The sequence below is a fragment of the Delftia sp. WSY_12 genome (genome assembly GCF_043104645.1).
GTDB lineage: Bacteria > Pseudomonadota > Gammaproteobacteria > Burkholderiales > Burkholderiaceae_C > Comamonas > Comamonas tsuruhatensis.
The window spans coordinates 1-25,093 of record NZ_JBICKW010000015.1 but is presented as its reverse complement, the minus strand read 5'-3'; the positions used below and the strand labels follow the sequence as shown (position 1 = coordinate 25,093).

At 68.5% G+C, this 25,093-nt stretch carries 21 protein-coding genes; 8 read left to right on the top strand and 13 right to left on the bottom strand.

All coding sequences use genetic code 11. The annotated features are described in order from the left end of the window. The first annotated feature begins 304 nt into the window (after positions 1-304). The 4 genes from ACF8LI_RS08550 to ACF8LI_RS08535 all read left to right on the top strand — a co-directional run bounded on the left by ACF8LI_RS08550 (position 305) and on the right by ACF8LI_RS08535 (position 6,812). Entirely contained in the window at positions 305-1,462 is a 1,158-nt protein-coding gene (locus ACF8LI_RS08550) for an FAD-dependent monooxygenase (RefSeq protein WP_016449030.1), read from the top strand. A gap of 102 nt (positions 1,463-1,564) precedes the next feature. Next, positions 1,565-2,122 (top strand): (2Fe-2S)-binding protein, encoded by a 558-nt coding sequence (locus tag ACF8LI_RS08545; RefSeq protein WP_012203779.1) that lies wholly within the window; start codon positions 1,565-1,567, stop codon positions 2,120-2,122. Further along, positions 2,119-5,142 (top strand): c-type cytochrome, encoded by a 3,024-nt coding sequence (locus tag ACF8LI_RS08540; RefSeq protein WP_392412376.1) that lies wholly within the window; start codon positions 2,119-2,121, stop codon positions 5,140-5,142. The genes ACF8LI_RS08545 and ACF8LI_RS08540 overlap by 4 nt, the downstream gene beginning before the upstream one ends. Positions 5,143-5,495: 353 nt before the next feature. Beyond that, positions 5,496-6,812, top strand: coding sequence for an MFS transporter (locus tag ACF8LI_RS08535; RefSeq protein ID WP_026062635.1), 1,317 nt, complete (start codon positions 5,496-5,498; stop codon positions 6,810-6,812). Between the two features lie 93 nt (positions 6,813-6,905). Here ACF8LI_RS08535 and ACF8LI_RS08530 read toward each other — a convergent pair whose 3' ends face one another. Continuing rightward, a complete protein-coding gene (locus ACF8LI_RS08530) occupies positions 6,906-7,349 on the bottom strand; it encodes a MarR family winged helix-turn-helix transcriptional regulator (RefSeq protein WP_016449026.1) in 444 nt (147 codons plus the stop codon). Positions 7,350-7,649: 300 nt separating this feature from the next. On the opposite strand from ACF8LI_RS08530, the gene ACF8LI_RS08525 reads away from it, so the two are divergent. Genes ACF8LI_RS08525 through ACF8LI_RS08515 form a run of 3 tightly spaced genes read left to right on the top strand, consistent with a single transcriptional unit; the run spans position 7,650 to position 13,009 of the window. Continuing rightward, positions 7,650-9,830 (top strand): formate dehydrogenase subunit gamma, encoded by a 2,181-nt coding sequence (locus ACF8LI_RS08525; RefSeq protein WP_392412375.1) that lies wholly within the window; start codon positions 7,650-7,652, stop codon positions 9,828-9,830. A 12-nt stretch (positions 9,831-9,842) separates the two neighbouring features. Next, positions 9,843-12,779, top strand: coding sequence for a formate dehydrogenase subunit alpha (fdhF, locus tag ACF8LI_RS08520; RefSeq protein WP_392412374.1), 2,937 nt, complete (start codon positions 9,843-9,845; stop codon positions 12,777-12,779). Continuing rightward, complete coding sequence (locus ACF8LI_RS08515) at positions 12,779-13,009, top strand: formate dehydrogenase subunit delta (protein ID WP_312377422.1); 231 nt, start codon at positions 12,779-12,781, stop codon at positions 13,007-13,009. Before fdhF ends, ACF8LI_RS08515 begins: the two co-directional genes overlap by 1 nt. 20 nt (positions 13,010-13,029) lie before the next feature. On the opposite strand, the gene ACF8LI_RS08510 is transcribed toward ACF8LI_RS08515, so the two are convergent. The 3 genes from ACF8LI_RS08510 to ACF8LI_RS08500 all read right to left on the bottom strand — a co-directional run bounded on the left by ACF8LI_RS08510 (position 13,030) and on the right by ACF8LI_RS08500 (position 14,762). Next, on the bottom strand, positions 13,030-13,566 hold the full coding sequence (locus tag ACF8LI_RS08510; RefSeq protein ID WP_012203788.1) for a GNAT family N-acetyltransferase: 537 nt from the start codon (positions 13,564-13,566) through the stop codon (positions 13,030-13,032). A gap of 3 nt (positions 13,567-13,569) precedes the next feature. Next, complete coding sequence (locus ACF8LI_RS08505) at positions 13,570-13,779, bottom strand: hypothetical protein (protein ID WP_128422694.1); 210 nt, start codon at positions 13,777-13,779, stop codon at positions 13,570-13,572. Positions 13,780-13,877: 98 nt separating this feature from the next. Beyond that, a complete protein-coding gene (locus tag ACF8LI_RS08500; protein ID WP_392412371.1) occupies positions 13,878-14,762 on the bottom strand; it encodes a LysR family transcriptional regulator in 885 nt (294 codons plus the stop codon). A gap of 72 nt (positions 14,763-14,834) precedes the next feature. Here ACF8LI_RS08500 and ACF8LI_RS08495 point away from each other — a divergent pair, with 72 nt between their 5' ends. Continuing rightward, positions 14,835-15,791, top strand: a complete 957-nt coding sequence (locus ACF8LI_RS08495; RefSeq protein ID WP_043790604.1) for a DMT family transporter — start codon at positions 14,835-14,837, stop codon at positions 15,789-15,791. 16 nt (positions 15,792-15,807) lie between these two features. On the opposite strand, the gene ACF8LI_RS08490 is transcribed toward ACF8LI_RS08495, so the two are convergent. The 9 genes from ACF8LI_RS08490 to ACF8LI_RS08450 all read right to left on the bottom strand — a co-directional run. After that, the gene (locus ACF8LI_RS08490) at positions 15,808-16,803 is read right to left on the bottom strand and encodes a Bug family tripartite tricarboxylate transporter substrate binding protein (RefSeq protein WP_392412370.1); all 996 of its coding nucleotides are present in this window, start codon (positions 16,801-16,803) and stop codon (positions 15,808-15,810) included. A 112-nt stretch (positions 16,804-16,915) separates the two neighbouring features. Beyond that, complete coding sequence (locus tag ACF8LI_RS08485) at positions 16,916-17,830, bottom strand: dioxygenase (protein WP_392412368.1); 915 nt, start codon at positions 17,828-17,830, stop codon at positions 16,916-16,918. Positions 17,831-17,877: 47 nt separating this feature from the next. After that, entirely contained in the window at positions 17,878-18,870 is a 993-nt protein-coding gene (locus ACF8LI_RS08480; protein WP_046984479.1) for a tripartite tricarboxylate transporter substrate binding protein, read from the bottom strand. 42 nt (positions 18,871-18,912) lie between these two features. Continuing rightward, entirely contained in the window at positions 18,913-19,191 is a 279-nt protein-coding gene (catC, locus tag ACF8LI_RS08475) for a muconolactone Delta-isomerase (RefSeq protein ID WP_046984478.1), read from the bottom strand. Positions 19,192-19,219: 28 nt separating this feature from the next. Then, positions 19,220-20,407, bottom strand: coding sequence for a muconate cycloisomerase family protein (locus ACF8LI_RS08470; protein ID WP_047217942.1), 1,188 nt, complete (start codon positions 20,405-20,407; stop codon positions 19,220-19,222). Between the two features lie 184 nt (positions 20,408-20,591). Next, on the bottom strand, positions 20,592-22,973 hold the full coding sequence (locus ACF8LI_RS08465; RefSeq protein WP_392412366.1) for a TonB-dependent siderophore receptor: 2,382 nt from the start codon (positions 22,971-22,973) through the stop codon (positions 20,592-20,594). Positions 22,974-23,061: 88 nt separating this feature from the next. Beyond that, positions 23,062-24,138, bottom strand: a complete 1,077-nt coding sequence (locus ACF8LI_RS08460) for a FecR family protein (protein WP_392412364.1) — start codon at positions 24,136-24,138, stop codon at positions 23,062-23,064. Next, the gene (locus tag ACF8LI_RS08455) at positions 24,135-24,689 is read right to left on the bottom strand and encodes an RNA polymerase sigma factor (RefSeq protein ID WP_074923085.1); all 555 of its coding nucleotides are present in this window, start codon (positions 24,687-24,689) and stop codon (positions 24,135-24,137) included. Before ACF8LI_RS08455 ends, ACF8LI_RS08460 begins: the two co-directional genes overlap by 4 nt. A 146-nt stretch (positions 24,690-24,835) precedes the next feature. Continuing rightward, a partial coding sequence (locus tag ACF8LI_RS08450) for a sensor histidine kinase (RefSeq protein ID WP_392405809.1) occupies positions 24,836-25,093 on the bottom strand: 258 nt, incomplete at its 5' end.

The window sequence follows — 25,093 nt, the reverse complement described above, 5'->3', positions numbered from 1 at the left end:
TTCGAGGGTTTCTGATCAGAATCAACTGAGTGTGTACGCTTTATTCTTGCAAAAGACGTGCCGCCTTGCAAATGAGAATTTTCTCGGGGTTTGTACTGATTTGGTGCAGAAATTGCACCAAAAATGGCGAAATTCAATTTATTCTGCCGCCCTATGGTGCATGCGTCGATTTGAAAAATTCAAGCGCATACACCTGAATTAAGTGTTTTGTTGCCTGGCACGCTTCCTGCTCTACACCCTGCAAGGACGCGCCGAAGCAACGGTTGCCCCGTCTGGCTTTCAACATTCCTGCAAGGAGAAAACTGTGTCTCAATCCCCTCGAATCGCCGTTGTCGGCGCCGGTCTCGGCGGGGCTGCAGCTGCCAAGCTGCTGCTCCAGGAAGGCTTCAATGTCCGCGTCTATGAGCAGGCGCCCAGCTTCTCGCGCCTGGGAGCCGGCATCCACGTCGGGCCCAATGTGATGAAGATCCTGCGCCGCATCGGCATCGAGGACGCGCTCAACGAGCAGGGCTCGCATCCCGACTACTGGTACAGCCGCCACTGGCAGACGGGCGACGTGCTGGCCCAGATCCCGCTGGGCGACTACGCCGTCAAGGAATACGGCGCCAGCTACCTGACCGTGCACCGTGGCGACTTCCATGCGCTGCTGGTCGAGGCCCTGCCCGACAGCGTGATGGCCTACGGCAAGTTCCTGACCAAGGTGGAGGACCGCGGCAATGTGGTCGTCATGCACTTTGCCGACGGCACGACCGAGGAGGCCGACATCGTCATCGGCGCCGATGGCGTGAACTCCCGCATCCGCGAGGAACTCCTGGGCCCGGAGCTGCCCAAGTACGCGGGCTACCTGGCCCACCGCGCCGTGTTCCCCACGCCCGAGGTCAAGGCCGGCATGCTGCCCTTCGACGCCTGCGTGAAGTGGTGGAGCGATGACCGCCACATGATGACCTACTTCGTCACCGGCAAGGCCGACGAGCTGTACTACGTGACCGGCGTGCCCGTCGAGAAGTGGGACCTCAACGACCGCTGGCTGCCCAGCAGCAAGGAAGAGATGCGCGAGGCCTTCTCGGGCTGGCATCCCACCGTGCAGGCACTGATCGACGCCACCGTGGAAGTGACCAAGTGGTCGCTGCTCGAGCGCGATCCGCTGCCGCTGTGGAGCCGTGGCCGCCTGGTGCTGCTGGGCGATGCCTGCCACCCCATGAAGCCCCACATGGCCCAGGGCGCCGCCATGGCCATCGAGGACGGCGCCATGCTGGCGCGCTGCCTCAAGGAAGTCGGCGCGCACAACCATGAGCTGGCCTTCGCCCTGTACGAAGCCAACCGTGCCGAGCGCGCCAGCAAGGTGCAGCGCATCTCGCACGACAACACCTGGCTGCGCACCAACGAAGATCCGTCCTGGTGCTTCGGCTACGACGTGTTCAACGTGCCCCTGGTCGAGCCCAAGGTCAAGGCAGCGGCCTGATACTCGCTGCCTTGCCGGACGAGGGGAGGGAATCCCCCCCTCCTGTCCGGCCGCAGAACGCCGACATCCTGAACCGCAGCCAAGTTGCAAGAGCCTCGTCCCATGGGAACCCCAGTCCATCCAAGCAGTACACCCAGCCCCATCCGCCTGCAGGTCAATGCACGCGCATGCGAGGTGCCGGCAGCGCCCGGGACGGCGCTGCTGCATGTGCTGCGCAATGACCTGGAGCTGAACGGGCCCAAGTACGGCTGCGGCCTGGGCGAATGCGGCGCCTGCACGGTGCTGATCGATGGCGTGGCCGCGCGTTCCTGCGTGATCCCCGTGCGGGCGGCCGTGGGCCGCGAGGTCACCACGCTGGAAGGCCTGGGCTCGCGCCAGTGCCCCGGCCCCACGCAGCAGGCCTTCATCGACTGCCAGGCGGCCCAGTGCGGCTACTGCCTCAACGGCATGATCATGACGGTGGAGGCCCTGCTGCGCCGCAACCCCAATCCCACCGAGCAGGAGCTGCGCAACGAGCTGCACCACAACCTGTGCCGCTGCGGCACGCATGTGGAAATCATGCAGGCCGCCCTGCGCGCCGTGCAGCTGCGTGCGCAACGCGCCGCGCTGCAGGCACCCTCCGGTTTTCCATCTTCCAGCGCGGGCGAGGTCCAGCCATGAGCCCGGCCGGCAACACTCCCGCCCTGCCTTCCGACCTGCTGCACGGCCTGGCGCTGCGCCCGCCCGTCGCGGCCTGGGACGGTCTGCGCTACCGGGGCAGCGTGCCCCTGCATGCACGGTTGCAGGACGCCCAGGCCATGGCTGGCGTGGTGGCCGCGGTGCAGCGCGGGCATTTTCTGGGTGTGGTGGCCGTGGCGCCTGTCCATGCCCGGCAGGCCGCTGCCGGCCTGGCCCCTGCCTGGGATGACCGGCAGGAAGCCAGGGCCGCCAGCGCGCCCCGTGCTGCCGACAGAGCCGACAAGGCCGACAAGGCTGACAAGGCCGACCTGCCCGATGCCGGCCGCTATGTCTGGCGCATGGCTGTGCCCGCGTCTTGCGAGGGTGCCGCACGCGCAGCCGTGTGGTGCCTGGACGGCCATGCCAGCGTCTGGCTGCCGCCCTGTGACGCCGACGTGCGGCAGATGATCGGCCGAGAACTGGCCGCATTGCTGCAATGCCCCGAGTCCGCGCTGCGGCTGTTCAGCCTGCCGGCCACGGCGGCCGTCACCCCGCATGTGCTGGATCTCATGGACGCAGCGGCCGATGCGGCCCTGCTGTCCCAGGCCGTGGGCCGGCCTGTCAGCGTGGCCTGCGAGGCCTGGACTGCTGCGGGCAGCGCAGACAGCCGGGAGCTGGTGCTGCGCGTGGACGCGCAGCCTTCGCAAGGGCTTGAAGCCGACACGGTGGTGCAGCCTCAGCCGGGCAATGCATCGCCGCAGCCAGACCTGCTGCTGTCCGACACGCCCTGGGCCGTGCGCCCCAGCATGGCGCGCCTGTTGAGCCAGCCCGAGCTGGCGCGCGCCGCGGCCCTGGCCACCGTGCTCGATGCCGGCGAAGTGCAAGAGCGCAGGCTGGCCGCCAGCCTGCGGCATGCCGGCGTCGATGATCTGAATGCCGCCCAGGTCTTTGCCCGCGAAAGCCACTGGCATGAGCAGGCGCTGGACCAGGGCCGTGACCCGCTGCAATGGCGGCTGCAGCACCTGCCCGAAGGCCCGGTGCGCGATCTGGCCCGGCAGGTGGCCGAGCGTGCGCAGGCATCGCAGCAGGCACCGTCCCACCAGGGTGCCGATGGCCGCCTGCTGGGCCGGGGCTTTGCCACCGCCCAGCTGCAGACCCTGGACGCGCAGGGCGCCGATCTCCATGCCTGGAGCGCCTGGGTGGCCGAGGTGGCCGTGCACCCGCAAACGGGCGAGATCGAAGTGACCCGCGTCGTGGCCGGCCATGACAGCCGCAGCCTGCAGGCGGCGCAGGCCGCCAGCACGCGGCCCGAGATCGTCCAGCAGGACCCGCAATTGCTGGCCGACGCGCGCCGGCTGCTGGGCACGGCGCCCGCTTTTGACGACTGGGCAGGGGCCACAGCTTCCGCTGCTTCTTTCGATGTGATCGCCAAGCCCGGCTCCGACCTGGCGCAGCATGCGCCCGGCGATATCGCGGTCATCCGCCAGGGCAATCTGGCGCTGGATGGCGTGGCCACGCTGCCCGCCGCCGCCGCCATTGCCAACGCCATTCACCATGCGACAGGCGTGCGCCTGCGCGAAGTGCCCTTCCAGCCCGAGCAGCTGCGCCTGGCGCTGGCGGGCGAGGGCGCCGGCAAGCCCGGTGCGGCGCGGCCCGGCCGTGGCTGGGGCTGGCTGGCCGCAGGCGCCGCAGGCCTTGCCGGCATGGCGGCCATGGCCTGGCCGCTGAAGCCGGCCCTGCCGCTGACCGACGGGCCCGATGTGTCCCTGTACTCGCCGCAGGCCCTGGAGCGCGGCCGCCTGGTGGCGGCTGCGGGCGACTGCGTGGTCTGCCACACGGCCCCGGGCGGTGCGGCCAATGCCGGCGGCTTCGGGCTGGAGACGCCGTTCGGCACCATCTACTCCACCAACATCACGCCCGACAACGAAACCGGCATCGGCCGCTGGTCCTACGCGGCCTTCGAGCGCGCCATGCGCCACGGCATCCACCAGGATGGGCGCCAGCTGTATCCGGCCTTCCCGTACACGGCCTTCGCCAAGCTCAGCGATGGCGACCTGCAGGCCCTCTACGGCTACCTGATGTCCCAGCCCGCCGTGAAGGCCAAGGCGCCCGAGACGCAGCTGGCCTTCCCCTACAACCTGCGCCCGGCCATGGCGGGCTGGAACCTGCTGTTCCACGACGCCACGCCCTTCAAGGCCGACCCCGCGCGCAGCGCCGAATGGAACCGGGGCGCCTACCTGGTCGAAGGCGCGGGCCACTGCGCGGCCTGCCACTCGCCGCGCAATGCGCTGGGTGCCGAAAAGACCGGCATCCACTACCTGGGCGGCGGCGAGGCCGAAGGCTGGACGGCGCCCGCGCTCAATCAACTGGCCGGCGGCAAGCTGCCCTGGAGCCGCGAGGAGCTGTACCAGTACCTGCGCACCGGCTTCTCGGCCCGCCACGGCGTGGCGGCCGGCCCCATGGCGCCCGTCATCCACGGCCTGGCCCAGTTGCCCGAAGCCGATGTGCGCGCCATGGCCACCTATCTGATGGAGTTGCCGGGCCAGGCCCCACAGGCATTGCCGGGCCAGGCCCCACAGGCACCACAGGCCGCCCAGGCCGCCCCGGCCATGCCGGCACCGGCGCCGGCCGCCGTGCAGGCGGCGGCGCCTGCTGCGCCACCTGCCAGGGCCCTGGACCGCCACGCCAATGGCGAGCGCATCTACCAGAACGCCTGCGCGGTCTGCCATGAGGCGGGCAGCGGTCCCACATTGTTCGGCGTCAAGCCGCAGCTGGCCCTGAACACCAACCTGCATGCGGCCAGCCCCGACAACCTGGTCCAGGTGATCCTGAACGGCATACAGGCGCCGGCCGACGATGCGCTGGGCTACATGCCCGGCTTCGGGGACAGCCTGGACGACAGGCAGATCGCGGACCTGCTCGGATATTTGCGCGAACGATTTGCACCGGAGGAAAAAGCTTGGCCAGACGACACGAAGACGATTAACCGGCTGCGCATGCAGGCACAGGCGCATGCGCACTGAGGGCGGCAATGGGCAGCAATGGGCGGCGGCATGGGCGATGCCGCGGATATGGACACCTTGCCCTGGAATCTCTCCAGGGCCTGGGTCCTGACATCTGATGCTGGGGACGGGTGATGGGCAACAACGGACGGCGCTGTCGATGTGCAGCCTGTCCGCAATGCGCCCATCGCCCGGATGCAGAGACCGACATCCTGAATTTTTTCATCGGGCCATGGAGATGGCGCCGAGGGAGCGGTTCGCTCCGGATGTGTGAAGGGTGGAAGGCACGGCAGGAGACGGCAACACAAGCTGAACGGCCTTGCCTGGGAAAAGACAGATTCAACAATTGCGATGGCTAGAAAAGGAGTCCCTGCATGTCATCTACATACATTTCGGTGGAAAAAGGCATCCAGACAGCGGGTGTCGGCAAGTTCCAATATCGGCTGTTCGTCATCTTCGGGCTGGTCTGGCTGGCCGACGCCATGCAGGTGCTGTCCATCGGCTTCAGCGCGCCGTCCATTGCCAAGACCTTCGGCAAGACCGTGCCCGAGGCGCTGCAGACCGGCACCTTCTTCTTCATCGGCATGCTGATCGGCGCCTTCGTCTTCGGCCGCCTGGCCGACCGCATCGGGCGCCGCCCGGTGCTGATGATGGCCGTGGTGATCGATGCCTTCGCGGGCGTGGCCTCGGCCTTTGCGCCCGAGTTCGCCTGGCTGCTGGTGCTGCGCTTCATCACCGGCATCGGCGTGGGCGGCACGCTGCCCGTGGACTACACCATGATGGCCGAGTTCCTGCCCAGCGACCGCCGCGGCCGCTGGCTGGTGCTGCTGGAATCGTTCTGGGCCGTGGGCACCATCTTCCTGGCCATCCTGGCGCTGGTGGCCGTGTCCTGGGGTGACGATGCCTGGCGCGTGATCTTCTTCGTGACCGGACTGCCGGCGCTGATCGGCGTGGTGCTGCGCTTCTACATCCCCGAGTCGCCCATGTTCCTCAACCGCAACGGCAAGTCCGAGGAAGCGCGCAAGGTGCTGCAGCGGGTGGCCAAGGTCAACGGCACCACGGCGGACATCCCCGCCCTGCAGCCTGAAAAGCAGGAGCGCAAGTCCATCCTCGCGCTGTTCAACGGCGGCCTGCGCCGCCGCAGCCTCTCGCTGTTCCTGGCCTGGGCGCTGATCTCCATCGCCTACTACGGTGTCTTCGTCTACCTGCCCGTCAAGCTCAGCAGCGAGGGCTTCGCCTTCATGCGCGGCCAGGTCTTCCTGGTGGTGCTGGCCCTGGTGCAACTGCCCGGCTTTGCGCTGTCGGCCTATGGCGTGGAACGCTGGGGCCGCAAGCCCACGCTGATCGGCTTTTTGCTGCTCAGCGCCGTCGGCTGCATGTTCTACAGCCTGGGCTCGTCGCCCTTCGTGGTCATCGGCTCCACCCTGCTGATGAGCTTCTCGCTGCTGGGCACCTGGGGCGCGCTGTATGCCTTCACCCCCGAGGTCTACCCCACCGACCTGCGTGCCAGCGGCATGGGCATGGCCGGCGCCGTGGCGCGCTTCGGCGGCCTGTTCGCCCCGGCCATCATTGCGCCCATCATGGCCACCCACTTCACCCTGGCGCTGGCCGTGCTGTCTGCCATGCTGGTGGGCGGCGCCCTGTCGATCTGGGCCGTGGATGTGGAATCGCGCAACCGGGCGCTGGATTGATGACGGCCTGAGCTGACTGAAAGGTCTGCTCAGCAAAAAGGCCAGAAGGATTTGTCCTTCTGGCCTTTGTTTTTTTGGGGAGGCTGCAACGGCTCAGTCGGCCTCGCCACCTTCCAGCATCTTCTTGAGCAAAAAATCCAGCGCCAGGCGCTCGGCCGGATTGAGCTTGCCGTAGGTGCTTTCGGTGATCTGCTTGGCGAAGGGCTCCATGTCGCGCACCAGGTCCTGGCCGGCCTCGGTGAGGTTGATGACGACCTTGCGGCGGTCGATGCGGTCATGGTCCACCTGCACCAGTTCGCGCTGCTTGAGCCGGTCCACCACGCCGCGGATGGTGGCCTGGTCGATCACGGTGGCCTTGACGATGTCGGCCAGTGAGCTGCCGCTGTTGTCGCGCACGGAGCACAGCACCACGAATTGCGCAGCCGTGAGCTGCGAGTCGGGAATGTATTGCTGGAAGAGTGCAGTGTGGCGCTGATAGACACGCCGCAGCAGGTGGCCGATCTGGTCTGAAAAATGATAGCCATCCTGTGGCGTCATGGCTGATGGCGGGTGGTTCATGGTGCGCGTGAGCTTATCAAAATTCACACCAAATACCGTGTGATTTGCGACAAGCCGGGCGCATTTGCCAAGTGGCGCAAACCCGCGCTGGCTGCGGCATCCGCAAGACCTGGGGCAGCAGGCGCAGCACTGCCCGGCGGCTCATTTGCCGATTGAATGGCGCAATCATCCGTTTGAATTTGACGGCTTGCCCGGCAGGCCTTGAAATGGGCATCAGAGACAAAGCGCCAGCGGACCGGACCGCGCCGCTCCCCACAACGAAAGCCAGCAGGGACACCCATGCCAGCCACACAAGGGAAGATCATTCCCATTGCCGTCCTCAATGCCGCTGTTGCCGGCAGCGCACTCGGCGCCCATGAGCGCGAGGCCGTCGAGCACGCCATTGCCGTCCATGCCCGGCGCCCCGGCCCCCTGATCGAGTTGCTGCACGACGTGCAGGACATGCTGGGCCATATCCCCGAAGCCGCCGTGCCGCGCATCGCCGATGCGCTGAACCTCTCGCGTGCCGAGGTGCATGGCGTCATCTCCTACTACCCCCATTTCCGCAGCACGCCAGCGGGCCGCCATGTGCTGCAGGTCTGCCGCGCCGAGGCCTGCCAGTCGCGCGGTGCCGACGCGCTGCTGGCCCACGCAGGCCAGGCGCTGGGCTGCGGATCGAGTGGGCAGGGGCATGGGCATGCAACCAGTGCCGATGGCGCCGTCACGCTGGAGCCGGTCTACTGCCTGGGCCTGTGCGCGTCATCGCCTGCCGTGATGCTCGATGGCCGGCCCCATGCGCATGTCACGGCCAACGGCCTGGATGCACTCATCGCGCAATGCCGCCAGCCGGAGCAGACTGGCGAGCCGGTGGCCCAGCCTGCGCATGCAGGGACAGGGGCAGGGGCAGGCCCCGGCGTGCGCGTCTATGTGCCCCGCGATGCCGCCGCGCTGGCCGTGGGCGCTGACGCCGTGGCCGGTGCCCTGCAGCGCGAGTGCGCGGCGCGCGGCCTTCAGGTGCAGATCGTGCGCAACGGCTCGCGCGGCCTGCTGTGGCTGGAAACCCTGGTGGAAGTCGAGACGCCCGAAGGCCGCGTGGCCTACGGCCCGGTCACGGCCGATGCGGTGCCGGGCCTGATCGATGCCGGAATGCTGCAGGGCGGCAGCCATGCGCTGTGCCATGGACTGACCGAGGCCATTGCCTACCTGGCGCGCCAGGAGCGCCTGACCTTTGCGCGCGTGGGCGTCATCGACCCGCTGGACCTGTCCGACTACGCATCCCATGGCGGCTGGCAGGGGCTGGAGCGCGCGGCGCGCATGGAGCCCGCGGCCATCGTGCAGGAGGTGCTGGATTCGGGCCTGCGCGGCCGTGGCGGTGCGGCGTTTCCGGCCGGCATCAAGTGGAAGACCGTGGCCGCCGCAGCGGGGCCGCAAAAGTACATTGCCTGCAATGCCGACGAAGGCGACTCGGGCACCTTTGCCGACCGGCTGCTGATGGAGGGCGATCCCTACACGCTGATCGAAGGCATGGCCATCGCTGGCCTGGCCGTGGGCGCCACGCAGGGCCTGGTCTATGTGCGCAGCGAGTATCCGCATGCCATCGCCACCGTGCGCGAAGCCATTGCGCGTGCCGAGGCCGCAGGCTGGCTGGGCCGCAACGTGGCCGGCAGCGGGCGGGCCTTCCACATGGAGGTGCGCAAGGGCGCGGGCAGCTATGTCTGCGGCGAGGAAACGGCCATGCTGGAGAGCATCGAGGGCCGGCGCGGCATCGTGCGCGCCAAGCCGCCGCTGCCGGCCATAGCGGGGCTGTGGGGCCGGCCCACGGTGATCAACAACGTGATCACGCTGGCCACGGTGCCGCTGATCCTGGCGCGCGGCGCGGCTTTCTACCAGGGCTTCGGCATGGGCCGCTCGCGCGGCACGCTGCCGTTCCAGCTGGCCGGCAACATTGCGCGCGGCGGCCTGGTGGAAAAGGCCTTCGGCCTGAGCCTGCGCGAGCTGGTGGAAGACTTCGGCGGCGGCACGGCCACCGGCCGCGCCATCAAGGCCGTGCAGGTGGGCGGCCCGCTGGGCAGCTATGTGGCGCCGGCCGACTGGGATGCGCCGCTGGACTACGAGGCCTATGCGGCCAAGGGCAACGTGGTGGGGCACGGTGGCATCGTCGTGCATGACGACACGGCCGACATGGCGCAGCTGGCGCGCTACGCCATGGAGTTCTGCGCCATCGAGTCCTGCGGCAAGTGCACGCCCTGCCGCATCGGCTCCACGCGCGGCGTGGAGGTCATCGACCGCATCGTGCACGCCGGCACCGACCCTGCCGCCCACGCCAGCCAGGTGGCCCTGCTGGAAAGCCTGTGCGACACCATGCAGCACGGCTCCATGTGCGCCATGGGCGGGATGACGCCGTATCCCGTGCGCTCGGCGCTGACCCACTACCCCCAGGACTTCGGCATCGAGTCCACCACGGCCGCAACGGCTGCCTGACCGGAGAACACCATGCTCGACCATTTGAAGCAAGCCGACTGGGGCACACCCGCCAGCCCGTCCGAACGCCTGATCACCCTGGAGATCGACGGACGCGAGGTCTGCGTTCCCGAGGGCACCTCGCTGATGCGCGCTGCCATGGAAGGCGGCGTCAGCGTGCCCAAGCTGTGCGCCACCGACAGCCTGGAGCCCTTCGGCTCCTGCCGCCTGTGCCTGGTGCAGATCGAAGGCCGCAAGGGCTTTCCGGCCTCGTGCACCACGCCGGCCGAGCCGGGCATGAAGGTGCGCACGCAAAGCCCGCAACTGCAGGAGCTGCGCCGCGGCGTGATGGAGCTGTACATCTCCGACCATCCGCTGGACTGCCTGACCTGCAGCGCCAACGGCGACTGCGAACTGCAGGACATGGCCGGCACCGTGGGCCTGCGCGAGGTGCGCTACGGCTTCGACGGCGCCAACCATTTCAAGGGCCAGGCGCGCGCCGAGGTCGATGACTCCAACCCGTACTTCAGCTACGACCCCAGCAAGTGCATCGTCTGCAACCGCTGCGTGCGCGCCTGCGAGGAGACGCAGGGCACCTTTGCGCTGACCATCTCGGGCCGGGGGTTCGATTCGCGCGTCACGGCGGGGCAGGGCGGCAGCTTCATGGACAGCGACTGCGTCAGCTGCGGCGCCTGCGTGCAGGCCTGCCCCACGGCCACGCTGCAGGAAAAGACCGTGACCGAGCTGGGCCAGGCCGGGCACAGCGCCATCACCACCTGCGCCTACTGCGGCGTGGGCTGCGGCTTCAAGGCCGAGATGAAGGGCGAGCAGGTCGTGCGCATGGTGCCCTGGAAGGACGGCCAGGCCAACGAGGGCCATGCCTGCGTCAAGGGCCGCTTTGCCTGGGGCTATGCCACGCACAAGGACCGCATCACCCGGCCCATGGTCCGCGCGAAGATCACCGACCCCTGGCGCGAAGTGAGCTGGGAAGAGGCCATTGCCCACACGGCCCGCGAGTTCCGCCGCATCCAGGCGAAGCACGGCAAGGATTCCATTGGCGGCATCACCTCCTCGCGCTGCACCAACGAGGAGGCCTACCTGGTGCAAAAGCTGGTGCGCACGGCCTTCGGCAACAACAACGTCGATACCTGCGCGCGCGTGTGCCACTCGCCCACGGGCTATGGACTGGGCCAGACCTATGGCACCTCGGCCGGCACGCAGACCTTCAAGTCCATCGAGCACACGGACGTGGTCATGGTCATCGGCGCCAACCCCACGGCCGCGCACCCGGTGTTCGGCTCGCGCATGAAAAAGCGCCTGCGCGGCGACGGCCGGCGTGCGGGCGCCAAGCTCATCGTCATCGACCCGCGCGAGATCGAGCTCGTCAAGTCGCCCCACATCCGCGCCGACTACCACCTGCAACTGCGGCCCGGCACCAACGTGGCCATGATCACCTCGCTGGCCCATGTCATCGTCACCGAAGGCTGGCTGGCCGAGGACTACATCGCCGAGCGCTGCGATGCCAAGTCCTTCGCGCAGTGGAAGGAATTCGTGGCCCGGCCCGAGAACTCGCCCGAGGCCATGGCCGAGGTCACCGGGGTCGCTCCCGAACTCGTGCGCGGCGCCGCGCGCCTGTATGCGCTGGGCGCCGAGGACCACCCAGCGGGCCGCCCCGTCAACGCGGCCATCTACTACGGCCTGGGCGTGACCGAGCATGCGCAGGGCTCGACCATGGTCATGGGCATTGCCAACTTGGCCATGGCCACGGGCAACGTGGGCCGCGAAGGCGTGGGCGTGAACCCGCTGCGCGGCCAGAACAATGTGCAGGGCTCCTGCGACATGGGTTCCTTCCCGCACGAGCTGCCCGGCTACCGCCACATCTCGGACAGCACGGTGCGCGCCGAGTTCGAGGGGGCCTGGGGCGTGGCGCTCAGCCCCGAGCCCGGCCTGCGCATTCCCAACATGTTCGAGGCGGCCCTGGCCGGCAGCTTCATGGGCCTGTACTGCGAGGGCGAGGACATCGTGCAGTCCGACCCCAACACCCAGCATGTGACGGCCGCGCTCTCGGCCATGGAATGCGTGGTGGTGCAGGACATCTTCCTCAACGAAACCGCCAAGTACGCCCATGTCTTCCTGCCAGGCGCTTCCTTCCTCGAAAAGGACGGCACCTTCACCAATGCCGAGCGCCGCATCTCGCGCGTGCGCAAGGTCATGGCGCCGCTGGCCGGCCATGCCGATTGGGAGGTCACCCAGCTGCTGGCCAATGCGCTGGGCTACGCCATGCACTACACGCACCCGAGCGAGATCATGGCCGAGATCGCCGCGCTCACGCCCAGCTTCGCGGGCGTGAACTACGACAAGATCGACCGGCTGGGCAGCGTGCAATGGCCCTGCAATGACAGCACCGAAGAGGCCGGCACTTCCATCATGCACAGGGACCGCTTCGTGCGCGGCAAGGGCCGCTTCATCATCACCCAGTACGTGGCCACCGACGAGAAGGTCACCCAGCGCTTTCCGCTGCTGCTGACCACGGGCCGCATTCTGTCGCAGTACAACGTGGGCGCCCAGACCCGGCGCACGCACAACAGTCACTGGCACAGCGAGGACAGGCTGGAAATCCATCCGCATGACGCCGAGGACCGCGGCATACGCGACGGCGACTGGGTCGGCATCGCCAGCCGCGCGGGCGAGACCGTGCTGCGCGCCACCGTCACCGAGCGCATACAGCCCGGCGTGGTCTACACCACCTTCCACTTTCCCGAATCGGGCGCCAACGTCATCACCACCGACAGCTCCGACTGGGCCACCAACTGCCCCGAATACAAGGTCACGGCCGTGCAGGTGCTGCCCGTCCCCCAACACGCCCAGCCGTCCGACTGGCAGCGCGGCTTTGCGCGCATGCATGAAGAGCAGATCGGCCTGTTGCAAGCCGCGCAGGCAGGCAGCATGGCCGTGGCGGGAGGCAAGTGATGGACAGCGCCAACCTGGTCCGCATGGCCAACCGCATCGGCGAGTTCTTCGAGGCCATGCCCGAGCGTGACGAGGCCCTGCAGGGCATCGCCGAACACATCCGCAAATTCTGGGAGCCCCGCATGCGCGCCGAACTGGCCCGCGTGCTGGCCAGTCCCGACGAGGCCCAGGCGCTCAAGCCCATCGTGCGTGAGGCGCTGGTACTGCATCCGCTGGGCCATCCTGCCTAGCAGGCCGGTCCGGAGGATGGCTACGTCCGGCCGATGGCCGCCAGCACCCGTCGCAGATCGATGAACATCGTGGTGGTGGCCGTTGGCCCATCGGTGCTGGTGCCTATGGGCAGAAAGCCCTTTGCCGCATAGAAGCGCACGGACTCTGGCTTGGCATCCACCACCAGAAAACGGCATCCCGTGTATGGCATGACATGGTCCGTGATCAGGGCAATGACAAAGTCCACCAACTGGCTCCCAACCCCCTGGCCCTGCAGGCTGGTATCCACGGCCAGCCGGGCCAGCTTGATGGCCGGATAGTCCTTGTAGCGAAAGCCGTCCAGCACGGCCGGTTCGTCGAACTGTTCGACGGCCACATGGGTGCACAAGGTCGTGATATAGGCCAGAACCTTGGTCTCGCCTTCCGGCACCAGGACGAAGGTGCGCGCAAGATGCTCCTGATGGAGCTTCTTGGCTTCTTTGCGCAGAAAGGATTTGAGAGGGGCGAATGCCTCGCTGCCCAGGCTCAGCGCGTTGCAGCCGTCACCCGAGGCCAGTTCGCGCAGCTCGAAACCCACGGCTCAGTCTTTGCCCTTGAGGGGTTCGCCGGTCGGCTTGAGCTTGATCCGGACCGTGCCATCCCTTGTGAAGGTGGTGGCGAGCTTGCGGCCATTGCGTGCGGATGACACAGCAGCCTGTGTGCCCCGGCCATGCGCAAGCCTCCGTGTGAGAGCTTTCGCTTCATCACCGGAAACCGTGACCGGACCGAGAAAGTTGCTGTGAACTGCCATCGGCGCAGTCTAGCAGTTTGGTGACAGAGGCAGCCTGCATGTGCGCTGATCTGTCACCAATGCCATGGTTTCTGCTATGCCAGGAGGGCGGCACTGCGTCAGCCAAAGCACTTCTTCTTCGCCATCTCCCGCGCCAGCTCCACAAAGCCGGCAGCGGCCGGCGACAGGCGTTCCATGCTGCGCACGGCCAGCCCGGTGACGCGGCGCTGGCGGGGCGCGAGGCTGCGGTAGACCATGCCTTCGGGCGCCTGCTCGGGCACGGCCAGGCGCGCGGCAATGGCAATGGCGTGGCCCTGGGCCACGAAGCCCTGCATGGAGGACATCTGCTCGAAGTGGTAGATGGCCGCAGGCTGGGCGCCGGCCTCGGCCAGGAAGCGGTCGATGTGCGCGCCCGACCCGGCCGAGGTGCGCACAAAGGCCTCGCCCTGCAGGTCGGCGGCGCGGATGCTGCGCTGGGCCGCCAGCCGGTGCGATGCGGGCAGCAGCGCCACCAGTTCGTCTTCCACCAGGGGCACGGTCTCGAAGCGCTCGTCGGGCAGCACGACGAAGCCGATCTCCACGCGCCGCTCCAGCAGCCACTTGACCACGGTGTCGTCGTTTTGCTCGTCGATCTGCACCAGCACGGCGGGCTGGCGGCGGCGGTATTCGGTGATCAGCGGGGGCAGCAGCCGCAGCGAAGAGGTGGCGCCGAACGAGGCCACGCGCAGCGTGCCGCGCGCCATGCCGCGCTCGGCATCGGCCTCCTGCCGCAAGGCCTCCTTTTGCTGGAGGATGTCGTTGGCGCGCTGCAGCAGCCGCGTGCCTGCGTCGGTCAGCGGGGAGTGAGGGCCCTCGCGCCGCACCAACTGAACCTGCAGCTCGCCTTCCAGCGCGCGCAGGGCATGGCTGACGGCGCTCTGGGTAATGCCCAGCAGCGCGGCCGCGCGCGAGAAACTGCCGGCGCGGTCCAGTGCCGCGAACACTTCGAGCTGGGTGAAGGTCATGGGATCACGTTGTCCAGGTCATGAGCATTCGCTCATTTGTCTATGAATCGATATGAGCACATAGTACGCGCCATGAATTTTCAACGCTTCTTCGGTCCCCACCTGCGGCTTGTCGGCATGGCCCTGCTGTGGGGCGCTTCCTGGCCTGCGGGCCGCGTGGTGGCACAGAACATGCCGCCGCTGGCAGCCGCCAGCCTGCGCTTCCTGCTGGCCGCCGCCGTGCTGCTGCCCTGGCTGTACTGGGCCGGTGGCATGGCGGGCCTGCGGCAATGGAGTGCCAAACGCTGGCTGGGCATGGCGGCCGCCGGCGCCACGGGCGTGTTCGGCTATGCGGCCTTCTTCCTCATGGGGCTGCAGCATGTGCCGGCCGGCAAGGCGGCCCTGGTGATCACGCTCAACCCCGTGCTCACGCTGGCGCTGGCGGTCTGGCTGTTCGGCGAGCGGCTCAACCGCACCATTGCCCTGGGCATGGCGCTGGCGGCCTGCGGCGCCGTGGTGGTGATCTCGCATGGCCAGCCGCTGGCGCTGCTGCAGGGCTCGGTGGGCGCCGGCGAGCTGCTGATCCTGGGCTGCGTGGTGTGCTGGGTGACCTACACCCTGATCGGCCGCTGGCTGCTCACGGGCGTGGATGCGCTGTCGGCCACGGCCGTGACCTCGACCATGGGCGCGGCCATGCTGCTGGTGGCCAGCCTGGTTGTGGAAGGGCCGGCCGGCCTGCAGGCTGCCGTGCTTGGCAACGGCACTGCCTGGGGCGCGCTGGCCTTCCTGGCCTTCGGCGCCACGGCGCTTGCCTATGCCTGGTACTTCGACGGCGTCAAGGCGCTGGGCGCGGGCGCGGCCTCGGGCTACATCACGCTGGTGCCCGTGATCGGCGTGGCGCTGTCGGCGCTGTGGCTGGGCGAGAGCATCGATGCCAGCATCGTGCTGGGCGGCGGCATGGCCGTGGCCGGCACGGCGCTGATGAACTGGGGGCGCAGGCCTGCGGCTGCGGTGCACGTGGTTGCCAAGCGCACCGCAGTCCAGAGCTGAACGGACTCCGTCCGGTTCAATCCAGCGAGGCGCCCGAGGTGCGCACGCGCTCGCCCTGCACCTGGTAGTCGCGCGCCAGGAAGTCGCGGTATTCGGCGGGGCTGGAGGCCACGGCCACGTAAGAGAACGCGTCCACCTGGGTCTTGCGGAATTCGGGCTCCAGCAGCACGCGGCACACATCGGCGGCGATCTTCTCCACCAGGGGCGCCGGCGTTCCAGCCGGTGCCAGCAGGCCGATGTTGAAGACAGCCTGGATGTCGCGCACCCCGGCTTCCTTGAAGGTGGGCACATCCGGCAGGGCGATGCTGCGTGTCTCCGAGGACACGGCCAGGGCCTTGAGCTTGCCCGACTTGATGTGCTGCTCGATCACCGACACGCCCAGCACCGCTGCGTCGATCTGGCCGGCGATGACTTCGGGGATCAGCGGTGCGGCGCCCTTGTAGGGCACGTGCACCATCTCCAGCCCTTCCTGCTTGGCGAACATGGCCAGCGGCAGGTGCACGATGCCGCCCGCGCCCGATGAGCCATAGGTCAGCGGTTTGGTCTTGCCTGCCTGGCGTGCCTGAGCGATGAACTCCTGCAGCGTGCCGGCCTTGGAGCTCTGGGGCACGAAGAAGACCATGGGCACGCTGATCAGGCGGGAGATGGGGGCGAAGTCCTTTTGCGGGTTGTAGGGCAGCTTCCTGTACAGGTGCGGGTTCATGGTCAGCGACGCTTCGGTCGCGGCGAGCAGCGTGTAGCCGTCGGGTGCGCTCTTGGCCACGTACTCGGCCCCGATGATCTCGTTGGCGCCTGTGCGGTTGAGGATGACCACGGGTTGCGACCAGACCTTGTTCAGGCGCGTGGCCAGCGCGCGTGCCAGGTTGTCCACGGGGCCGCCGGCCGCGTAGGGCACGACGATGTTCACCGGCTTGGAAGGAAAGGCTGCCGGAGCCTGGGCGTGGCCCAGGGCGGGCACGAGGGCCACGGTGGCGGTCAGCAGGGTTGCGGCGATGCGATGCAGGCTGGACATGGTGTGGGAAGCGGATACGGTGAAGCAGGCCGCACTCCAAGGGGCGGCCTGCTGTGGAACGGACGAAGCGAAAAAAATGGCAGGCCGGAAGGCCCCGGAAGGTGGCGGAGCCTCAGGCGCGCACACGCTCCATGCGTGTCAGCGGCAAGGACTCGCCTTCGCTGACTGCGGGCTGCAGCACGAAGTCGAAGCGCGTGCGGACGAAAGGCGCGTTCACGCCCAGCGACTCATAGCCGGCCGGCGCCACGCCGCGCTCCAGCTCGACGATCAGGCCGTCGCGCGTGGCGAAGGCGAAGTCGTCGTCCAGGTAGGTATCGCCGGGCAGGTTGACCTGGGTGGTCAGCGTGCGCATGCCGGGTGCAACCACGAGGAAGTGGATGTGGGCGGGTCGATGGCCGTGGCGTCCCAGCGCGTCGAACAGTTCCGAGGTGGGGCTGTCCGGCGGTATGGAGTAGCCGGGCGGCACATAGCTGCGAAAGCGGTAGCGGCCCTGTTCGTCGGCTTCTATGCGGCGGCGCAGCTCGTAGGGCTTCATGCCCGGGAAGAAGTGCGAGTAGCCGCCCTGGACATTGGCATGCCAGACATCGATGAGCGCATGCGGCAGAGGCCGGCCGTCAAGATCCAGCACCCGTCCTTCCATCACGAAGACCTCGCCCTGGGGTTCGCCCTCGTCCAGGCGCGCCTCCGCTTGCGACAGCGGTGCACCGGCCACGAACAGCGGGCCTTCGATGGCGCGCGGCGTGCCGCCCGCACGGCCGGCACGCGCATCGGCCTCGTCGCTGCGGATGTCCAGCAGCCGGTCGAAGCCCAGGCCTGCCGTGATCAGGCCCAGCTGGCCGCTGCTCCCAAGGCGGCCCAGCCAGTCCACGGCGGCCCAGAATTCGTCGGGCGTGACATCCATCTCGTCGATGGTGTGGAACAGATCGCTGACGATGCGCTGGGTCAGCGCCCGCACGCGGTCGCTGCCAGGGGCGATCTGCTTGCTGTTGACCAGATTCAGCAGCTGGTCCTGGGACAGTTCGGACATGTTTGTCTCCTCGTGGTTTTATGGGATGTCCTGGAAAAGAGAAGCGCTCAGTCCATGCTGATGTTGCGCTCCGTGATCACCTTGGTCCAGCGCACGGACTCGGCCTGCAGGTGCCTGGCCGCTTCCTCGGGCGTGGAGCCCACGACTTCGGCGCCGATGGCCTTGAAGCGTTCGAGCACGTCGGGCTGCTTCATCTCGGCCACGAAGACCTGGTTGAGCTTCTTGACGATGGCCGGCGGCGTGCTGGCGGGCATGAAGACGGCGAACCAGGGCGAGACCTCGTAGCCCTTGATGCCGGCCTCTTCCATGGTGGGCACGTCGGGCATGCTGGACGAACGCTTGGCCGTGGTCACGGCCAGGGCGCGCAGCTTGCCCGACTGGATGTGCGGGCGCGCCGAGGTGATGGAGTCGAACATGTAGTTGACCTGTCCGCCCAGCAGGTCGGAGACGGCCGGGCCCGATCCCTTGTAGGGGATGTGCAGGATGTCCACGCCGGCCAGCGAGTTGAACACTTCGCCTGCCAGGTGGATGGAGGTGCCGTTGCCGGCCGAGGCATAGGTCAGCTTGCCGGGCGAGGCCTTGGCGGCGGCCACCACGTCGGCCACGCTCTTGACGTTGGGCTGGGTGGAGTTGGTGACCAGGATGTTGGGCACCACGGCCAGCACGCCCACGGGGGCGAAGTCCTTGATGGGGTCGTAGCTGAGCTTGCGGTACAGCGGCTTGTTGGTGGCCATGCCGATGGAGGTGATCATCAGCGTGTAGCCGTCGCCGGGCTGCTTGGCCACGAAGTCGGCGCCGATGTTGCCGCCGGCGCCGGGACGGTTCTCGATCACGAAGGGCTGGCCCAGCGTGCGGCCGGCCTTCTCGCCCAGGGTGCGCGCGATGGCGTCCATGGCGCCGCCCGGCGGGAAGGGAACGATCCAGCGGATGGGCTTGCTGGGCCAGTTGGCCTCGGGGGCCTGCGCATGGGCGGCGGGCATCACGGCGGACAGGCACAGGCCTGCGGCTGCGGCGGTCAGAAAACGGCGTTTCACATTCACTTCAGTTGTCTCCGAACAATTTGGTCTTGGTTTGGGCTGTGCTCAGGCGATGGCCGAGGGATGCTTTGCCAGCGGCGTGACCTGGATGTCCATGTAGGGGAACAGCGGCAGGCCCTGCAGCAGCTCGTGCAGCTCGTCGTTGGAGGCCACGTCGAACACGCTGTAGTTGGCGTACTCGCCGACCACGCGCCAGATGTGGGGCCAGCGGCCGTCGTGCTGCAGCTGCTGGGAATAGGCCTTCTCGCGGGCCTTGATCTCGGCTGCCACGTCGGCGGGCAGGTCGTGGGGGATCTTCACGTCCATGCGGACCAGATAAAGCATGTTTGTCTCCAGGAGGAATGAAAGGAATTCAGGTCGCAGCCCCGGTCCGGGCCTGCCCCATGTCGAAGTGCTGCGGCTGGCTGCCGGCCAGCGCGCGGTCGAAGCGCGCCAACTGCTGCAGGTCGATCTCCAAGCCCAGGCCGGGCCCGTCGGGCAGTTGCAGCTCGAAGTCGCGGATGGCCATGCGCTCGGTGACGATGTCGTCCACCAGCAGCTGGGGGCCGAACAGCTCGCAGTTGTAGTGCTGCCCGCCCAGCGTGGCAAAGACATGGGCCGAGGCGGCCGAGCCGATCGAGGTCTCCAGCATGGTGCCGCCGTACCAGCCGATATCGGCCGCCTGGGCAATGGCCGCCACCTTGCGCGTGCGCAGCAGGCCGCCGTGCTTGGCGACCTTGAGCGAGAACACATGGCTGGCCTGCTCGCGCGCCAGGCGCATGGCGTCGTAGGGCGTGCACACGCTCTCGTCGGCCATGACCAGGGCGCCCTGCAGCGTGGCGGTCAGCTCGCGCAGCGCGGGCACGTTCCAGCCGGCCACGGGCTGCTCGATCAGCGTCACGCCGGCATCGATCAGCTGCGGCAGAAAGCGCCGAGCCGTGGCGCCGTCCCAGGCCTGGTTGACGTCCACGGTCAGCGTGGCGCGTCCCTGCAGGCCGCGTGCGATCTCGCTCACATGGGCCACATCGGCCTCGGGCGTGCGCGCGCCGATCTTCATCTTGAAGATGCGGTGGCGCTTTTGCTCCAGGCGCAGCTGGGCCTCGGCCAGGTCGCGCTCGATGTCGCCGCTGGCCAGCGTCCAGGCCAGGGGCAGGCTGTCGCGCTGCTTGCCGCCCAGCAACTGCCACACGGGCAACTGCAGGCTGCGCGCCACGGCGTCCAGCAGCGCGATTTCCACGGCGCTCTTGGCAAAGGCATTGCCCTTGCAGGCCAGGTCCATGCGCGAGAGGCAGGCCTCGAAGCGCGCGCCGTCCTGGCCGATCAGGCTGGGCGCCAGGTGGTTGGCGATGGCATGGTGGATGCTCTCGGGCGATTCCTCGTTCCACGACGGGCCGCCGATGGTGGCGGCCTCGCCAAAGCCCGTGGCCCCGTTGCGCAGCCACAGCTGCACGATCACCGGGCTTTGCCGGCTGATGGAGCCGAACGACAGCTTGTGCGGGCGGATGGTGGGAATGTCGAGGATCCGCGCCTCGATGCGCTCGATCAGAAAACGGTCTTGCATGGCAATGGCTGGTGTCCTGGCTGGCGGCGGCTGCCAGCAATGGACACAAGCGTAAATCCATGCATTGTGTGGATCTATTGAATTATTTGTGAGAAATCATTCGATGGTGTCGATGTGTTGAATGCCTGCGCGGCAGGCAGGGGGCGCGGCAGCCTTGTGCTGCGCACGCCCTGTGGCGACGGGATCAGAAACTGCTGCGCAGCGTGACCATGATGCTGCGCGGCAGGCCGTAGTAGTTGCTGCGCGTGGCCGTGCCCACGCGCTCCCAGTAGACGCGGTCGAACAGGTTGTCGATGTTCACGGCCAGCTTGATCTGGGGGGTGAGCGGGTAGGCGGCATAGACGGACCAGACGCCGTAGCCGCCCGCTCGCCAGCGCACGGTGCCCAGGGTGTCGTAGAACTCGCTGACGGCGCGCACGCCCGCGCCCAGCTCCAGCCCCTGGGCCACGGGGCCGGCCACGCGGTAGCGCGCCCACAGGTTCACGCTGTGGCGCGGCGACATGGTGCTGAAGTCGGTGCCCGTCTGCGTGACGGTGCCCTGCAGGTATTTGGAGCGCATGTAGGCGTAACTGGCCGCCACGTCCCAGCGCGGCGACAGCGAGCCGACCACTTCGGCCTCGAAGCCTTCGGAGCGCACCTTGCCTGCGGGGATGACGAAGGCGGCATCGGCGGGGTCGGCCAGCGCGCGGTTGCTGTCCTGCATGCGGTAGACGGCGGCGGTGGCATTCAGGCGTCCGTCCAGCAGGCTGCCCTTGATGCCGGCTTCCACCTGCCGGCCCTCGCGCGGGGCGATCTGGCCGCCACCGGCCAGGCGCCCGCCTTGCGGCTGGAAGATGCGCGACTGGCTGGCGTAGAGCGTCCAGCTGTCGTTCAGATCGAGGAGCACGGCGGCGAAGGGCGTGAACTGGCCATCGACCTCGTAGCCCGAGCGCGTGTTCTGCAGCCGATCCGAGGTTTCTGTCTTCCACCAGCTCTTGCGCGCGCCCGCCACCAGGGTGAGGGCCTGCGTGGGCTTGATGCGCAACTGGCCGTAGACGCCGCGCAGGCTGGTGCGCGTAATGTCGTCGGCAAAGGGCTTGAAGCTGGGCTCGGGGATGGAGGATGGGTCGTAGTGGAACAGGTCGGCCGGCGTGTTCATGGCGCCGCGCAGCATGCGCAGGTGCATGTTGGAGCTGCGGTAGTCCGCGCCCGCGATGAAATGGTGCGTCTGCCCGGCCCATTGCCAGGGCGTGCTGTAGTAGATGTCGGCCGTGGTGTCGGCGTAGTCGCGGTCCACGGTCTGGGCCTGGGTGAAGCGGCTGATGCCGGTGTCCGATACGGCCGAGTAGCCGTTGATGTACTTGTCGCGCTGCTGGCGCAGCACACGGCGGGCGGCCAGCTTGAACAGGCCGCCGCCGTCGAGCCGCGTCTCCGACTCGATGAAGCCGGCCAGCGATTCAGGCGCGGCGCGGCCCCAGTCGGCGGCAATGGCCACGTCGCGCGGAATGGGGGCCAGCCTGCCGTCGGCGTGGGCGGGCAGGCCGGTGTCGTAGTTGCCCCGGCCGCGCTGCCAGGTGGCGCCCACCGAGACCGTGCTCTGGGAAGTGACGTCCAGCTCCACCGTGCCGTACAGGGCCTGCTTGTGGCCGTCCATGGCCATCACGGGGCTGCCGAAGTTCTCGTGCAGCGCCACCACCCGGCCACGCAGGCGGCCATCTTCGGACAGCGCTCCGGTGACATCCACCTCGGCCCGCTTGCGGCCCCGCGAGCCCAGGCCGATGGCGCCCTGGCCCTGGTAGTCCGGCAGGGCGCGCTTGCGCACCAGGTTGAGCATGACGCTGGGCTCGCCCGCGCCCGAGAACAGCCCGGCCGGCCCGCGCAGGGCCTCGACCCGGTCGAACAGGGCCAGGTCCAGCGTTTCCTGGGTGGCCGGATTGCCGCTGACGGTGAGACCGTCCAACTGGTAGGTGGAGGACTGGTAGCCGCGCGAGAGGATGTCGCTGCGCCCGCCCGTGCTGCTTTGCCGGCGCACGACGATGCCGGGCACCACCTTGGCGGCTTCGGTGAGCTCCACGAAGTTCTGGTCATCGAGCCGTGCGCGCGAGATCACGGATACGGACTGCGGCGTCTCCCGGGCCGTCAGCTCGATCTTGGTGGCCGCGCTGGCATAGGGCGCCCGGTAGCTGCCCGTGCCTTCCGTGCGGCCGTCGCGCAGGGCCGTGGCTGTCACCCGCACTTCGTCCAGCGCGGTCTGCGGGCGCGCCGGGGCGGGGCGCAGCAGCCAGCCGCCCTGGGGCTGGGCAGAGGCTTGCAGGCCGCTGCCGGCCAGCAGGCGCTGCAGTGCCTCGGCCGGCTCCAGGCGGCCCTGGACGGCGGGCGCGGTCTTGCCTGCCAGCAGGGAGCTGTCGGCCGCGATGCTGGTGCCGGTGGCGCGCGCCAGGGCCTTGATGGCGTCGGACAGCGGCTGGGCCGGCAGGTCGATGTCGGCAGGAGCGGCCAGGGCTGGCGTGCAGGCCAGTGCCGCCGCGCAGGCGAGCAGGGACAGGCAGGCGCGTGCCGGGCGGGAGGAAAGAGGGCGGGCGGGCATGGCGGGAACGTTCTCCTGGGTATCGGTTGTGCTCGCCTGTATGACGGGGCAGCCTGCCGGATCCCTGATGTGCGTTGGCCGCTTTTTTTCAGTTTTTCCGGATTTTTTCCGGCGCCGTGCTGCGCGGGGCCAGCCAGGTGGCGCCGTCGCGCTCCTGCACGCGCACGGCGGCGATGCGCGGCAGCGCGTCCAGGAAGCTCTCCACATCGGCGCGCTGCACGGCGGCCGTGATGCGCGGCCCGCCCGTGCCGTCGGCTACGGCCGCACGCACGGGCTGGCGGCGCCAGCGCGACAGCGTGGCCGCGATCTCGCCCAGCCCGGCGCTGTCGAAGACGATGAGGCCGCGTTCGATGGACGAGAAGCTGTCGCGCGCATCGCGTTGCACGCGGCGGGGGAGGGGGCTGGCGTGGGCGCCATCGGCTCCGGGTGCGGCACCGGGGGCGGCGCCGGCGCTTTCGTCCGGCAGTTCCCCCACTTCGCCAGCCTGCAGCAGCAAGGACGGTGCTCCGTCACCACCTTTCACCGCCAAACGCACCGTTCCATGCTCCACGCCCACCCGCACCAGGCCCGGCAGCCGGTTGACGGTGAAGCGCGTGCCCAGCACGGTGATGCGCGCCTGGGCTGCGTCGATGGTGAAGTGGCGGTCTGCATCCCTGGCCACGTCGAACAGGGCCTCGCCCCGCTCCAGCACCACGGCGCGCTGGCGGCGCGTGTAGCGCGTGGCGATGCGGCTGGCCGGTCCCAGGGTCAGCACGCTGGCGTCGGGCAGGTTCAGCACGATGCGTTCGCCAATCGCACTGTCGCGGGCCAGGGCGAACACGGTGGTGTCCTGCCATTCAAGCCAGCCGCGCCATGCCAGCAGGCCCGCCGTGCCCAGGCCGGCAACGCCCAGCACGCCGCGGGTGATGATCGCGCGGCGCGCGTTGCTGCGTGTGTTGCGGCGCTGGCGTGCGGCGGTGTCCACCGCCGTGGCCAGGGCCTCGGTGCGGGGCGTGGAGTCGAAGTCCTGCCACAGCGCCTCGAAGGCGGCGTATTCGGCGGCGTGGCGCGGGTCGGCGTCCATCCAGCGGCGCCAGGCAGCGGCATCGGCGGCGCCCGGCCGCGCTCCCGCATCCCGGTGCATGCGTATGAACCAGCGCGCGGCTTCCTCGCGCGGCGTGCTCATGGCGCGAGCAGCTCGCGTGCGGCGCGCAGGTCCAGCAGGGCGCGCATCAGGTGGCGCTCCACCATGTTCAGGCTGATGCCCAGCATGGCGGCAATCTGGGGCTGGGAGTGGCCTTCCACCTTGCACAGCCAGAACACCTCGCGGCAGCGCGCAGGCAATCCCTGGATGACACGCTGCACGGCGCCCAGGCGCTGCTGCAGGTCGGCCAGCATCTCGGCCGAAGGCGCCGTGAAGGCTTCCTGCAAGGCGATTTCGTCCGCGCGTGCCACCGGGTGCTGCGCGGCGCCGGCCAGCTCGGGCAGGGGCACGAAGCGGCGCTCATGCGCCATCTGGTCGGCCAGCACGGTGCGCGCCACCACGCGCAGGTAGGCATGCGGCTGGGCGATGCCTTCGTGCCGGCCGCTGAGGGCGTAGCGCACGAAGGCGTCATGCAGCACATCCTGCGCGCGGTGGATGCAGCGCGTGCTGCGCCAGATGGCGGGCAGCAGGCTGCCATAGGCCCAGTGCAGGTCCAGGCCCAGCCAGGCGGCAGGAGTCGGATGGCGTGTCATACAAGCAAGCGGGGAGGAAAGGCAGGCGGGCAGGGCGGGACGAAGTGCTGTCATTCTAAATGAGACTTTTTCTCATTTGTTGCCGCCCGTTTACCACTTGTTCACCACCAGTTTGCCGGCCGCAGGCGCGCCGGCCGGCGGTGCCGCTACAGCAGCTCCGCCGGGCGCGTCTCCGATGCGCTGCGGCAGGGAAGGGTGATGCGAAACAGCGAGCCGCCCTCGGGCCGGTTGCTGGCCACGATGGTGCCGTCCATGGCGTCGATGATCTTGCGGCAGATGGCCAGCCCCAGGCCCGTGCCGCCCGAGCCGTTGCGGGTCTTGCTGGACTGCACGAAGGGCTGGAAGATCTTGTCCAGCTCCTGTGGCGGAATGCCCGGGCCCTGGTCGGAGAAGGCGATGCAGAT

Bases quoted from the DNA above. Each gene is read 5' to 3' on its own strand.
- ACF8LI_RS08545 (WP_012203779.1), top strand. From the start codon at position 1,565: ATGGGAACCCCAGTCCATCCAAGCAGTACACCCAGCCCCATCCGCCTG.
- ACF8LI_RS08540 (WP_392412376.1), top strand. From the start codon at position 2,119: ATGAGCCCGGCCGGCAACACTCCCGCCCTGCCTTCCGACCTGCTGCAC.
- ACF8LI_RS08535 (WP_026062635.1), top strand. From the start codon at position 5,496: ATGTCATCTACATACATTTCGGTGGAAAAAGGCATCCAGACAGCGGGT.
- ACF8LI_RS08530 (WP_016449026.1), bottom strand. From the start codon at position 7,349: ATGACGCCACAGGATGGCTATCATTTTTCAGACCAGATCGGCCACCTG.
- ACF8LI_RS08525 (WP_392412375.1), top strand. From the start codon at position 7,650: ATGCCAGCCACACAAGGGAAGATCATTCCCATTGCCGTCCTCAATGCC.
- fdhF (WP_392412374.1), top strand. From the start codon at position 9,843: ATGCTCGACCATTTGAAGCAAGCCGACTGGGGCACACCCGCCAGCCCG.
- ACF8LI_RS08515 (WP_312377422.1), top strand. From the start codon at position 12,779: ATGGACAGCGCCAACCTGGTCCGCATGGCCAACCGCATCGGCGAGTTC.
- ACF8LI_RS08505 (WP_128422694.1), bottom strand. From the start codon at position 13,779: ATGGCAGTTCACAGCAACTTTCTCGGTCCGGTCACGGTTTCCGGTGAT.
- ACF8LI_RS08500 (WP_392412371.1), bottom strand. From the start codon at position 14,762: ATGACCTTCACCCAGCTCGAAGTGTTCGCGGCACTGGACCGCGCCGGC.
- ACF8LI_RS08495 (WP_043790604.1), top strand. From the start codon at position 14,835: ATGAATTTTCAACGCTTCTTCGGTCCCCACCTGCGGCTTGTCGGCATG.
- ACF8LI_RS08490 (WP_392412370.1), bottom strand. From the start codon at position 16,803: ATGTCCAGCCTGCATCGCATCGCCGCAACCCTGCTGACCGCCACCGTG.
- ACF8LI_RS08485 (WP_392412368.1), bottom strand. From the start codon at position 17,830: ATGTCCGAACTGTCCCAGGACCAGCTGCTGAATCTGGTCAACAGCAAG.
- catC (WP_046984478.1), bottom strand. From the start codon at position 19,191: ATGCTTTATCTGGTCCGCATGGACGTGAAGATCCCCCACGACCTGCCC.
- ACF8LI_RS08470 (WP_047217942.1), bottom strand. From the start codon at position 20,407: ATGCAAGACCGTTTTCTGATCGAGCGCATCGAGGCGCGGATCCTCGAC.
- ACF8LI_RS08465 (WP_392412366.1), bottom strand. From the start codon at position 22,973: ATGCCCGCCCGCCCTCTTTCCTCCCGCCCGGCACGCGCCTGCCTGTCC.
- ACF8LI_RS08460 (WP_392412364.1), bottom strand. From the start codon at position 24,138: ATGAGCACGCCGCGCGAGGAAGCCGCGCGCTGGTTCATACGCATGCAC.
- ACF8LI_RS08455 (WP_074923085.1), bottom strand. From the start codon at position 24,689: ATGACACGCCATCCGACTCCTGCCGCCTGGCTGGGCCTGGACCTGCAC.